Here is a 12,100-nt window from a genome sequence, read left to right on the forward strand (position 1 = left end):
TCTTTCCATCATGAAAAATAAAAAAATCTATATACTGGCCATTTTGGCCATTGCATTTTCATCTTGTAACAAAGAGCTCGATGAGGTGAATATCAACCCGAATGCTCCTGAAATCCCGGTACCCGATTATTTATTAACAGGTACCACTAAGGCCACCGTAGATACCTATTGGGGAGTAACCAACAATATGAACTCAAGTCTGCTCTTTGCTCAGCACTGGGCTAAAGTTCAATATACAGAGGAAGATCGTTTTATCTATTCGAATAGCAGTTTTACGTCGTTATGGTCTACCGCTTACGCGCAAAGTATTCCTGGGTACAACAAGATTATCGAATTGGGCGATGCCCAGGGTAATTCAGGTTATAGAGGCGTTGCATTAATCTTAAGATCATGGGTCTTTTTGTTACTTACCGATGCTTATGGCGATATTCCATATACACAAGCAGGGAAAATTAAACAATTTATTACGCCAGTTTACGATAAGCAGAAAGATGTGTATTATGGTATTCTGGAAGATTTAAAATTGGCACAAACGACATTAAATTTAAACACTGGAAATGCTTCTGGAGACATTATTTATTCGGGAAGTACCGAAAATTGGAAAAAATTCGCCAATTCATTACGTCTTCGTATCGCTTTACGTATAGCCGATAAAGAACCCACCAAGGCAAAACAGGTAATTGATGAGATTAAAGCCGAAGGTGGACTTTATATTAGCTCTAACCTGGAAAATGCCAAACTTGATTATGATGTTTCGCCACAGCAGAATCCGGTGGCGGCTTCATTTGAAACCCGAAACGATTACCGGATCAGTAAAACTATTGTGGATAGGCTTACAGCATTAAATGATCAAAGGTTACCCATTTACGCCAGTAAGACTGAAAATGCACCACAAGGTTATGTAGGCATTCCAAACGGCTCTACCAATTCTGAAGCCAGTGCAATAGGTTTAGCGAACTCTTCAAAACCTGGCGATTATTTCTTGGATCCAAAAGCACCCGCGGTAATTCTAAGTTACGCCGAAGTGCTTTTCGATCGGGCTGAAGCAGCAGCTCGGGGGTTTACCACTGAAAATGCTGAAGATTTATACAGACAGGCCATTGCAGCATCTTTCGCGCAATACGGTTTGACTAATCTTAATAGTGATATTAATATCTATCTTAATAGCGATGCAGTGCGATATAATGCCGCCAACTATAAAAAATCAATCGGTGAGCAAAAATGGATTGCCTTATTTGGTCAGGGTTTAGAAGCCTGGGCAGAGCAAAGAAGGTTAGATTATCCGCAGTTAACTGCATCAGTAAATACCGTGCTTAACGGTAAAATTCCGGTACGTTTTATTTACCCAGGTACCGAGCAATCGTTAAACGGACAGAATTATAAAAATGCAGTAAGCAGTCAGGGAGCTGATTTATTAACCACCAAACTTTGGTTTGATGCTTTTTAGTTCGATAGTGGTGTCAGGTGTTTTCATATAGTGGTGTCGGATGTTTCCATCTGACACTTACTACTGTTACCTTCTCAATTCTGATTAATATGTTGTTATTTTAATTGCAAACAAAAAACGTCCCGATTTTATATCAGGACGTTTTTTGTTTTTTACCATTAAAGAAAAAGATAAACCTGTTCAGGTTCCTTTCTTTTAATTGGTATTCATCTCGCTAAATCCTCAGCGGCATTGCTTGCCCTGGTTTTAATATCTTCAGCATAACCTTTGGCTTTATCTGCCCATTGTGGTGCTTTATCCAATAAATCATCTACTATAGATTGTCCGGTAATTGGATCTTTTTTCGTGATATATTTTACGCCTGCATATACAGCTGCGCCAATAATTGCTGTTTTTAAAATTCCCATGTTCTTTTCTTTTTTTAGTTAAACATATTAAGATCGTTAAAAGTTTTAGACGATTTACGGCTCTGGTTGTTACAACTGTTCCCATGCTATCAGCTGTTACCACCTGACACTGAACAAATCTTATATATTTTTTGGCCACTGAGTCACGGAAAGCACAGAAAACACAGTAGTGGTATCTATGACTTTCCGCCTGAACGTCTGGACAGGCGTGACAAATTTAACGTAAGTTAAATTGCAAAGCAACGCTGTATTTGGTCTATGTTACAACGACCAATAGATTAATCAAATGCAAAAACAAATAAAATTTAATAGCGGCAGATGGTAACATCTGCCCCCACCACAAATGTACGGCAAGTATAAATCCGTTGTAAAAAATTAACAGTTGAGACAGGGTTGCTTCGGACTTGGCTCGGACCTAAGACAGAGTTGTGACAATTACATCCGAACAAACCCCGAAGTAAATCTGTCGTATTTTCCTATTCATGCTTAATCGAATATCTTATCCGTGCTGTCAGCTGTTACCAGCTGACAGATCATTAATTTCTGGATTGGCGATTATGAATTGTAATAGTTGAATTGCAGCAGATGGAAACATCTGCCGCCACAATATAACTAGTAGAAAATTACACACCATTTTACCCTGTCCATTTCAGTCTGCTATCTTCCCATTTCAAACCTGATTATGTCCAGCTAGACTATTTTCAGCTACTTGAGCGGCGCTTTTTGAAATAGTTTTGAGCAACAAAAAAGATATAAAATGAAAACGACCAGAATTTTAGGACTAATTAATTTCTTTATTATTATTGCCCTTTCCATTACCGCCTTTGCGGCCATCTATCAAACACCAGTAAAAAAGCCCGCGGTTGCAAACCCTGGAAAAGGCTTTGCAGTTGTAGAACTATTTACTTCCGAAGGTTGCTCAAGCTGTCCGCCAGCTGATGAACTGATGGCGAGACTGGAAAAAGAATCTGCGGGAAAAGAGCTGTTTGTACTGGCTTACCATGTAGATTATTTCGACCGTTTAGGCTGGAAGGATACTTTCGGGAGCCCCGAATATTCGAAAAGGCAGGTTCAATATGGTCAGTGGTTAAAATTGCCACAGATTTATACCCCACAAGTGATTATTAATGGTTCGAACGAATTTATCGGTTCGGAGGAAGCCAGTATCCGCAATGCGATTTCAGCCCAGCTCAACACCAAAGCTACAGCAGAAATTAAACTTCAATCGCACTTATCTGAAAAATCATTTAAGATACACTACCAGGCTTCTGGCGCGATTAAAGGGAATAACCTGGTGATTGTGCTTGTTCAAAAATCTGCCCATACCAATGTATCCCGGGGAGAAAACGAAGGGAAAACATTATCTCATGTGCAGATTGTGCGTAAGCTACAAACCGAAAAGCTAGCTGAAGATGGGATTGGAACAGTTTCCGTTACACTTCCAAAAGCATACCATGAAAAAGAGTGGGAATTGATCGGGTTGTTGCAAAACCAATCAACCGGACAACTTATTGCCGCTTCAAAAGCGACCAAATTCGAATCTACAATCGACGTAAATCCACACCATTAAATATTGAAACCATGATAAACATACCTAAAAAAAGTCCGAACAGCTTTGTTATCGGTTTGATCTCAATATTGTCGATGTTATTTCTGATTACACCGCCTTTTGAGCGAAATGTACAGCAATGTGAAATGATCAGAGAAATCGGCAGAAAAAAGAAAAGCGGTTTTTTGCAGGATGACGAAACGGAATAAAAGAAAATCCCGATAAAATGTTCAGGTAAGCAGATGCCGGGTTCAACGGTTAATCTGTCTGCTTCAGGGAAATATAGTCGCTCAGGGCGCATAGGAGCAGTAATTTTGATCAACAAATTTAAAAATTATAACAAAATGGAAAATAATCAAAACGGAAACCCAATAGTGGATTCAAACAAACAAAAAGTATTATATACAGGTAAAACACACACCACTGGTGGCAGAGACGGTAGCGCACAAAGTTCGGATGGAAGATTAGATATCGCGCTTTCCTCTCCAGGTTCAACTGGCAAGGGTACAAATCCTGAGCAATTGTTTGCTGCAGGATGGTCAGCCTGTTTTATAGGTGCAATCGGTTTAGCTGCAGCCAAAAATAAAATCATTTTACCTGCAGACCTTTCTGTTGATACTGAAGTAGATCTTTGTTTAGCAGATGGCGCATACAGTTTACAGGCGAGGTTAAATGTGAGCCTTCCAGGTTTATCGCCAGAAGTAGCCAGATCACTTACTGATGCAGCCCACCAAACTTGCCCGTATTCTAAAGCGACAAGGGGAAATATTAATGTAGAAATTAATTTGGTATAGTATCAGCTTCAGATGGCTGTTCATAAAGTGACAATAGAAGAATTGTCACACTCAGCCGGTTAATCGGAGCAAGTTGTCGAACCGACTAGCGAGTATTTAAGTTAGTCCTTCGACAAGCTCAGGATGACAATTTTATCTTAATAAGACCGCCATCTGATTTTCAAAATTCACCTCACTAAACAAGTAAAAAATGTTATCACAATTTAAATATCGCCGTAGTTATGCATTTGCATTTTCGGCACTAATGATCTGTTTTGCACAGTTTTTTGTAGTAAATACCGCTGTTGCACAATCTGTTGTAAATCATATCAGCCCTGATCAGATCACTTTCGGGAAGTTAAAACAGATTAATGCAGGTTTATTAAATGTGGGGTATGTTGAAGCAGGTCCGGCAAATGGAACTCCGGTAATTTTACTGCATGGCTGGCCTTACGATATCCACAGCTACGAAGAGGTGGCACCAAGTTTAGCAGCGAAGGGTTATCATGTATTCGTGCCTTATTTGAGAGGACATGGCACTACGACTTTTCTTTCGGATAAAACTTTTCGCAATGGTCAGCAATCGGCAGTGGCATTAGATATTATTGCTTTTATGGATGCCTTAAAAATTGATAAAGCGATTTTAGCTGGTTACGACTGGGGTGCAAGAACAGCCGATATTATTGCTGCATTGTGGCCTGAACGTACTATTGGACTGGTTTCAGTTGGTGGTTATCTGATCAACAATTTAGAAAGGAACAAACAACCACTCTCGCCAAAAGCAGAACAGGGTTGGTGGTACCAGTATTATTTTGCCACCGCGCGTGGTAAAGCAGGTTACGAAGCCAATAGAAATGAATTTGCCAAATTGATCTGGAAAAATGTATCCCCAGAGTGGAAATTCGACGAACAGACCTTTCAGCGTACAGCATCGGCATTTAACAATCCAGATTATATCAATATCGTAATCCACAATTACCGCTGGCGGTTGAGTCTTGAACGCGGCGAAGCAAAATATGATGCTTACGAGCAAAAGCTCTCTGCAGGCCCTGTAATTACTGTACCAGCCATTACCCTTGATGGTGATGCCGATGGAGTTGCCCCGGCCACAGACGGTTCTGCTTATGCCAAAAAGTTTACCGGCAAGTATCAACACCTGATTATAAAGGGGGCAGGCCACAACCTGCCGCAAGAGCAACCAGTGGCTTTCGCTAATGCAATTATAAGGGTTGATGGCTATGCCAAAGGAAATAAATAATTTAATTCAGCGCATAGGTAATGAAGAATTTAAAACAAGGAGAAATGAGGATATGGTTAATTACCAGTGTGATTGCTGTGTTTATATTGATCTGTATCCAATTTACCGGAACAACTGTGACCAATCCTTCCGTTGGAGGAGCATTTGAAGGTCCGAAAGCGGTGGAGCAGATATTTAAACGTGCTTGTTATGATTGCCATTCGAACGAAAGCAAATTGGCCTGGTATGATAAAATTGCACCTATTTCTTGGCAGGTAGCCAATGATGTGCGTACAGCAAGGAGCCGTTTTAACTTTTCTAGGTGGAATGATTTGACAGCGGCTGAGCAGGAAACAAAACTTTGGTATATCGTAAACATGATCGATCAGGGAAAAATGCCCTTAAAAAGTTATGTATTGCTTCACCCTTCGTCAAAGGTATCTGAAACTGAACTGGCTGTTTTGAAGGATTTTATGATTTCCTATTCTGCGGAAAAAGCGTTGAAGAAAAGTAAGCTTAAGCTAAAATTAAACCTTAAAGAAACACATGCGCGAAATCAAAAACCAATCGCCTTAAACGGGGTGGCTTATACCAGTGATTATAAAAATTGGGAAGTAATTAGTGCAACCAACCGTTTTGACAACGGCACCATGCGCATCATTTATGGAAACGATATTACCGTAAAAGCCATTAAAGAAAATAACATCAACCAATGGCTAGAAGGAGCGGTAATTGTGAAAGTAGTTTGGAATAAATTGCCTGAAGATCAAAACGGTGAGGTTAAAACAGGCGACTTTAACAACGCCCAGTTTATGGTAAAAGATAGCAAAAAATTTAAGGATACTGAGGGCTGGGGTTTTGCAAGATTTTCCAGCCCAAAACTATTGGCTTATGGCAAAAATGCTTGCTTTGCCACCGAGTGTATCAATTGCCATCAGTTGGCTTCGAAAACAGGATTTGTGTTTGATATTCCTAATCAAAAATAACTATTGTCATCCTGAACGCAGGGAAGGATCTTTATATGAAAACAGTAGCTACTCACTCAGTTTTTGGTCCCGTTTTCCATGGGTTACAGATTCTTCACTGTGTTCAGAAAGACGGTCTATAAATTAAAGCGGGAAAATTCGTCAGACGGAAAAACAATAATAAAAATGAAAACGACTATCAACAATAATCTTATCCTAAAATGTCTGGCATCGGCCTTTGCCATGATCATGTTCAATGCCTGTAATAAAGCTAAAAAACACGAACTGGTGCCAGCTTCACTGTATCAGGAGAATGGAATGCATCCCGTTTCATCCTCTTTTAGCCAGAAAAGGCAGATCATCACCATTCTTTATGCAAACGAAGCAGCGCGGGAACGAGTGCCTAACAAGGATGAAAAATATACTTTGGTTACCTGGAAACAAAAGGCCCATCCATTATGGTTTGGTGGAAACATCAATGCTGAAATACTTTTTGTTGAAAAAATAAGGCTTTTAAAAAAAGAAAAAGGTATATCCGATATTCACTATCAAAAAGAGTTGATAAAGGGTGAACGCAATGCAGAAGCGCTTATGGATGTTCGGGAACGCATCAGGTATATCCTCGAGCAAAAGTTTTCATCATTTCCAGGTTAAGTTATCGGTTCTCAAGCCAGTTCAGAAATGCAGTGGTTTTTTCTTTTCCGATCAATAATTTTTCGGGCGATGGTATCACCAGCTTAACGAATAACTTGCGGTCGAAGTAATGTTCTACTTCTTTAATCGCAATAAAATTAACGAGATATTGGCGGTTGAGCCTAAAAAACTGCAAAGATGAAAGCTGGCTTTGTAGTGTATCTAGCGATTGGGTAAGCGTATATTCCTCTTCCTTCATGGTCATAATCGTTGGCGAATCGTTCCTGATATAAATAAAGGCAATATGTTCTGTGGGTACGGTGGTGTACTTATTGTGTTTAAATACCAGGAAACTTTTTTTCCCCTCATCAGGACCAATCCGCTTAAGCAGTTCGTTTAGATCAGGCAACTTGTGCTGCTGAAAGAAATTCTGGAACTGCTCTACCTTTTCAAAAGCCTTTTGTAAATCTTCCTGAGAAAAAGGTTTTAATAAATAATCAATCCCATTGGCCTTAATCGCATCCATGGCATACTCGCCGTATGCGGTACAAAAAATTACCGGACAACTGATTTTTACCGATTGAAATATTTCAAAAGAAAGACCATCCGATAACTGGATATCCATAAATATCAGCTCAGGGCTTTCATTTTCTGAGAAATATTGTACCGCGTCGTCTACACTCTGCAGCGTAGCCACAACCTGGGCTTTCGGACGTATTTTGGTAATCAGGTTTGATAAAGACTTTGCTGCCTTAATCTCGTCTTCAATGATGATAATCTTCATGTATAATGGGAAGTTTTATACTAAAATGAGTGTCTCCTTTTGCAATTACAATTTCCTTGTTCAATAGGTGGCTGTATCGCTGGTTGATATTTTCGAGTCCTATTCCCGTAGATGTTTCTGGTATTCTTTTCGGTTGGGCCTTGTTCTCTACAACAATAAAATCACCTTCAGTATAAAGTTTAATGTGTAAGGGTTTATCTAATGAAACCACATTGTGTTTGATGCAATTTTCTACCAGGAGCTGTAGGGTAAATGGGGGGATTAGCGACTGATGGTAGCGTTTGTCGATAGCTACAGTTAGATCGATGCCTTCTTCAAAACGTGCTTTTAACAAGAACAGATATGCCGTTAAAATGTCGAGTTCTTCCGAAAGTCTGATGAGGTCGTGTTTACGGCTCTCAAGTGTAAAGCGGTAAAAGTCAGATAATTTAAGGATAAATTCTACACTGTGTTTGTCGTTGCTCTCTACCATATATTTCAGGGTATTGAGGCTGTTAAACAAAAAGTGTGGATTAACCTGTTGTTTTAATAATTCATACTGAGCACCCAGGTTATCAGATTTTGTCCGTTCCAGTTCAATCCCTACCTGTTGGTTCTGATAGTTTTGATACAGCAGGTTTAGGAACATGTAAAATGTAATGTTAACCAAAATACCCCTTACCTCGAACATCAGCATAATTGGCCCAAAATTGATGCTAGACAATAAAAGTTGTTGCAAACAGGCGAGGATAAACATCAAGAGTATCCCAAAGAAAAGGCCTTTTACCAATCTCATGATCGAAAATCCGCTGGCCACATCACGTGAAGAATAGGCGGGAAGCGTCATCACATTATAGTACCAGATGAGTACTGCAAAAAGAAAAGTCACTGTAGAATCGACCAGGGCCTCGTATAGGTTAAACCGGTGCTCGGCAATTTTAGGTACGGAAGTTAATATGCCCAGAAAAAAAGAACTCAGCCATATTACTTTGTGCGAAATTTTAAAGGTCTTTTTTTTCATGCCAGGCCAAATATAATATAAATTTAGTGCTGTCAGATGTTAACATCTGGCATTGAACCAAATCTTTTATTCCTGCCACAGGAGACACGGAAAGCACCGCTCTAAATCCTTTGACTGCGCTCAGGACGACAAAATGAGTGAAAGAACTGCTTTAATAATATTCCGTGTTTCCCCACCTGAATTATCGGGCAGGCGTGGCAACATCTGCTATAGTGATGAAAATTTTTATACATAATCACTATTAAATTTATATATTTCGGGCAAAATAACCTGTAGTAAATCGATTAAACCAAATATTGTTGCATGAATAAAGAAAAGCTGTTCAATGAAATCAAGGAGTTAAGCATCATCAATTCTTTCTCGAAACACGAACAGCTTGTACAGGGAATCATCAATGGCTTAAACCATAAACTGATTGCCAAAGGAGATATGCTGCCCTCTGTAAACGAGATGATGCGCGAAACAGGTTTTGCTAAAGAAACCATAGGCAAAGCGTATAAGGAGCTGATTAGTAGGGGTATATTGGAGTCTAAAAACAGGATGGGTTATTTTGTAGCCACCGATGATACCGAGCAACATCTTAAGGTTTGTTTATTGATTTATGCCTTCGATACTTTTCAGGAAACCTTCTATCAGAACTTCCGTGACCATTTAGGTGAAAATATCCAGGTTGATGTGTATTTCCATCACAATAATTTTAGCGTATTCGAATCCATCATCAACAGCAACAAAGGGCAATATGGTTTATATGTGATTGCACCGATAGAAAGTAATGCGGCGAAAGAAGTATTAGAACAGTTGCCAAAAGAAAAACTGCTTATCGTAGATCGCTATGTGGAGCTTAAAGGCGATTATTCTTATATTGTTCAGGAGTTTAAGAAAGCGTCCTACAATGCTTTTTTACAATTGGCGCCGCGGATTAAAGAATTCTCTGAATTTGTGTTCTTTTTTAAACCTTCATCTGCCGAGCCAAATGAAGTATTACTTTCGTTCAAACGTTTTATAAAAGAGTTTAAGATAAACGGGGTGATCAAGAACAGTTACGAACCTGGAAGTATCGCGACAGATAAGGTTTATTTTACCATACACAACCTCGAGCTTTGGGAAATGTTAAAGGATACCAAGGTGAAGGGGCTAAAAGTTGGTCAGGATCTCGGTATCCTGTCGCACAACGACGATAACGTTAAAGAAATCATTTTTGATGGCATTACCACATTCTCAATAGATTTTGCGCACATGGGCCGTTTGGCTGCTGAGTTTGTATTAAGTTTAAAACCCATCAAACATGTCATGGAAAATAAACTGATCAGAAGAAATTCACTTTAACACCTTAGCGTGGGCACAACAGCAATCATCAGCTTTATTTTGTTTACGGTTCTCGCCGCAACAATTTCTTATTTTAAAACCCGGAAAACGCAGAGATCAACCATCAGTGGTTTTTTCTTTGCCAACAGAACCAATGGTTTTATCATCATTGGGGCTTCACTGTTTTTTAGCAATATCAGCGCCAATCAGTTTATTGGTGAGAACGAATCGGTTTACATCAATAATATGTCGGTAATCGGGTGGGGGATATCGTCTATCCTGGCCATGATTATTGTGTCTGAGTTTTTTATTCCGATTTATTTTAAAACCGGCATCCGCACCATTCCCGATTTTTTGGAAAAACGGTATGATAAACAGACCAAAACACTGGTGTCGGTTGTTTTTCTGTTTAGCTACATCATCAATCTCCTTCCATCGGTGCTTTACGGTGGGGCAGTTGCCTTTAGTAATCTGATTGATCTTTCTGGTTTCCATCTCTCTTATTGGGAAAGCATCTGGATATTTGTTTGGATTATGGGGCTGATTGGTTCCGTTTATACCATTCTGGGTGGCTTTAAAGCGATTACGATATCCGATACTGTTTTGAGTGCAGGGATGTTGATCTTAATCATTGCATTACCGTATTACGGCTTGCGTTATTTAGGCAATGGAGATTTCTTCGGAGGACTCTCCACCGTACTTTCGACAAAAAAAGAGCATTTAAATTCGATTGGCAATAGCCGTGATGCCGTTCCTTTTTCTACACTGTTTACGGGAATGCTGATTGTGAACCTTTATTATTGGGGGATGGAACAGTACATTGTTCAGCAGGTACTGGCTGCTAAAAGTCTGGAAGAAGGGCAAAAGGGTATTGCCTTAACCTGTTTTGCAAAACTATTATGCCCTTTGTTGATCAACATACCCGGTTTAATTGCGGTGCACTTGTACCCCGTTTTAACCAATACCAACCAGGTATTTCCCTTGCTCATTAAAGACGTATTGCCACCACTTTTAATGGGTTTATCGGCCTGTGTACTATTTGGTGCGGCCATTACCACCTTTAACGCCGGCCTTAACAGTTCGAGCACTTTGTTTCTCCTCAATTTATACAAACCTTTTATGGAGAAGAAAGGAAAAGTATTATCTGATAAAAGTTTATTACGAACCGGAAGGATGTTTCAGATTGGTGTATCGCTATTTGCCATGGCATTCGCACCTTTTATCATATTTTCGAGAAACGGATTTTATGAATATCTGCAAAAAATCAGTGCAATATTTAGTCTCCCTATTTTTACCATTATTTTTCTGGGTTTTATTACCAAAAAAATGCCACCCATAGCCGCCAAAATCGGGATGATATTTTTTATTTCCTGTTACGTACTCAGCGAATGGGTATTTACCATCCATCTCCATTATCTGCACACATTAGCCATCATTTTTTTAATTACGATCGTATTGATGCTGAGCATTTCTAAAATGTACCCCAATCAAACGCCTTACACATTGGTGTTGGATAATAAAATAGAAATTATCCCCTGGCGCCGCAGGCACTACTACAATGTGGTTTTGGTTTCGTTGATGGCACTGGTATTCTTTATTTTTTCTTCTTACATGCTGGCCTAGCCTGATTGATTATTCTCACACGTTTTATTTTAGAAACTTGGAATATTAATTTTTTTGTTTATCATTGTATCAGAGAATTGTAGGATAGGATAGGATAGGTCAAAATGCAAAATTAATCTGCGTTCCAGCGTTTTGTTTCCTTTTTAAAAAGGGCATAAGGTAATTAAGATGCTAAGATCGTTTGTCCGAATCCTAAATATTATTCTCATTAACCAAATAATCCCAAATTATGAGAAATTTTACTACTTATTGTGCAATAATGCAAACCCTTCCTTCGATTGCCAAAGGATGGCCGGCAGATTTACAAAATCTTAACAGAGGTTAATTCCCGTCGATCTACATCTATCTACAATTTTTTAATTCATCATTTAAAAGCT

General features: G+C 39.2%; 12 protein-coding genes. 9 read left to right on the forward strand and 3 right to left on the reverse strand.

Annotated elements, in window-relative coordinates; genetic code table 11:
• Window positions 1-10: 10 nt before the first annotated feature.
• Entirely contained in the window at window positions 11-1,447 is a 1,437-nt protein-coding gene (locus R2S57_RS13470; protein ID WP_316845470.1) for a SusD/RagB family nutrient-binding outer membrane lipoprotein, read from the forward strand.
• 206 nt (window positions 1,448-1,653) lie between these two features.
• On the opposite strand, the gene R2S57_RS13475 is transcribed toward R2S57_RS13470, so the two are convergent.
• Window positions 1,654-1,854 (reverse strand): YtxH domain-containing protein, encoded by a 201-nt coding sequence (locus tag R2S57_RS13475; RefSeq protein ID WP_316845471.1) that lies wholly within the window; start codon window positions 1,852-1,854, stop codon window positions 1,654-1,656.
• A 757-nt stretch (window positions 1,855-2,611) separates the two neighbouring features.
• Between R2S57_RS13475 and R2S57_RS13480 the strand changes: the two genes are divergently transcribed.
• The 6 genes from R2S57_RS13480 to R2S57_RS13505 all read left to right on the forward strand — a co-directional run bounded on the left by R2S57_RS13480 (window position 2,612) and on the right by R2S57_RS13505 (window position 7,032).
• On the forward strand, window positions 2,612-3,424 hold the full coding sequence (locus tag R2S57_RS13480) for a DUF1223 domain-containing protein (RefSeq protein WP_316845472.1): 813 nt from the start codon (window positions 2,612-2,614) through the stop codon (window positions 3,422-3,424).
• Window positions 3,425-3,435: 11 nt separating this feature from the next.
• A complete protein-coding gene (locus R2S57_RS13485) occupies window positions 3,436-3,612 on the forward strand; it encodes a hypothetical protein (RefSeq protein WP_316845473.1) in 177 nt (58 codons plus the stop codon).
• Window positions 3,613-3,747: 135 nt separating this feature from the next.
• On the forward strand, window positions 3,748-4,197 hold the full coding sequence (locus tag R2S57_RS13490; RefSeq protein WP_316845474.1) for an organic hydroperoxide resistance protein: 450 nt from the start codon (window positions 3,748-3,750) through the stop codon (window positions 4,195-4,197).
• A 190-nt stretch (window positions 4,198-4,387) separates the two neighbouring features.
• Window positions 4,388-5,434, forward strand: coding sequence for an alpha/beta hydrolase (locus R2S57_RS13495; protein ID WP_316845475.1), 1,047 nt, complete (start codon window positions 4,388-4,390; stop codon window positions 5,432-5,434).
• A gap of 20 nt (window positions 5,435-5,454) precedes the next feature.
• Window positions 5,455-6,399: a heme-binding domain-containing protein gene (locus tag R2S57_RS13500; RefSeq protein ID WP_316845476.1), complete on the forward strand. Its 945-nt coding sequence runs from the start codon at window positions 5,455-5,457 to the stop codon at window positions 6,397-6,399.
• A 165-nt stretch (window positions 6,400-6,564) separates the two neighbouring features.
• Window positions 6,565-7,032: a hypothetical protein gene (locus tag R2S57_RS13505; protein ID WP_316845477.1), complete on the forward strand. Its 468-nt coding sequence runs from the start codon at window positions 6,565-6,567 to the stop codon at window positions 7,030-7,032.
• 1 nt (window position 7,033) lies between these two features.
• On the opposite strand, the gene R2S57_RS13510 is transcribed toward R2S57_RS13505, so the two are convergent.
• Together R2S57_RS13510 and R2S57_RS13515 are read right to left on the reverse strand one after the other, a co-directional pair.
• Window positions 7,034-7,795, reverse strand: coding sequence for a LytTR family DNA-binding domain-containing protein (locus R2S57_RS13510; protein WP_316845478.1), 762 nt, complete (start codon window positions 7,793-7,795; stop codon window positions 7,034-7,036).
• A complete protein-coding gene (locus R2S57_RS13515) occupies window positions 7,776-8,795 on the reverse strand; it encodes a sensor histidine kinase (protein ID WP_316845479.1) in 1,020 nt (339 codons plus the stop codon). Before R2S57_RS13515 ends, R2S57_RS13510 begins: the two co-directional genes overlap by 20 nt.
• Before the next feature lie 303 nt (window positions 8,796-9,098).
• Between R2S57_RS13515 and R2S57_RS13520 the strand changes: the two genes are divergently transcribed.
• Both R2S57_RS13520 and R2S57_RS13525 read left to right on the forward strand, forming a co-directional pair.
• Window positions 9,099-10,121 carry a GntR family transcriptional regulator gene (locus R2S57_RS13520; protein ID WP_316845480.1) on the forward strand — a complete coding sequence of 341 codons (1,023 nt, stop codon included), beginning with the start codon at window positions 9,099-9,101 and terminating at the stop codon, window positions 10,119-10,121.
• A 9-nt stretch (window positions 10,122-10,130) separates the two neighbouring features.
• Window positions 10,131-11,723 carry a solute:sodium symporter family transporter gene (locus R2S57_RS13525; protein ID WP_316845481.1) on the forward strand — a complete coding sequence of 531 codons (1,593 nt, stop codon included), beginning with the start codon at window positions 10,131-10,133 and terminating at the stop codon, window positions 11,721-11,723.
• Window positions 11,724-12,100 lie beyond the last annotated feature (377 nt).

Source organism: Pedobacter psychrodurus (assembly GCF_032678585.1).
Taxonomy (GTDB): Bacteria; Bacteroidota; Bacteroidia; order Sphingobacteriales; family Sphingobacteriaceae; genus Pedobacter; species Pedobacter psychrodurus_A.

Bases quoted from the DNA above. Each gene is read 5' to 3' on its own strand.
- R2S57_RS13470 (WP_316845470.1), top strand. From the start codon at position 11: ATGAAAAATAAAAAAATCTATATACTGGCCATTTTGGCCATTGCATTT.
- R2S57_RS13475 (WP_316845471.1), bottom strand. From the start codon at position 1,854: ATGGGAATTTTAAAAACAGCAATTATTGGCGCAGCTGTATATGCAGGC.
- R2S57_RS13480 (WP_316845472.1), top strand. From the start codon at position 2,612: ATGAAAACGACCAGAATTTTAGGACTAATTAATTTCTTTATTATTATT.
- R2S57_RS13485 (WP_316845473.1), top strand. From the start codon at position 3,436: ATGATAAACATACCTAAAAAAAGTCCGAACAGCTTTGTTATCGGTTTG.
- R2S57_RS13490 (WP_316845474.1), top strand. From the start codon at position 3,748: ATGGAAAATAATCAAAACGGAAACCCAATAGTGGATTCAAACAAACAA.
- R2S57_RS13495 (WP_316845475.1), top strand. From the start codon at position 4,388: ATGTTATCACAATTTAAATATCGCCGTAGTTATGCATTTGCATTTTCG.
- R2S57_RS13500 (WP_316845476.1), top strand. From the start codon at position 5,455: ATGAAGAATTTAAAACAAGGAGAAATGAGGATATGGTTAATTACCAGT.
- R2S57_RS13505 (WP_316845477.1), top strand. From the start codon at position 6,565: ATGAAAACGACTATCAACAATAATCTTATCCTAAAATGTCTGGCATCG.
- R2S57_RS13510 (WP_316845478.1), bottom strand. From the start codon at position 7,795: ATGAAGATTATCATCATTGAAGACGAGATTAAGGCAGCAAAGTCTTTA.
- R2S57_RS13515 (WP_316845479.1), bottom strand. From the start codon at position 8,795: ATGAAAAAAAAGACCTTTAAAATTTCGCACAAAGTAATATGGCTGAGT.
- R2S57_RS13520 (WP_316845480.1), top strand. From the start codon at position 9,099: ATGAATAAAGAAAAGCTGTTCAATGAAATCAAGGAGTTAAGCATCATC.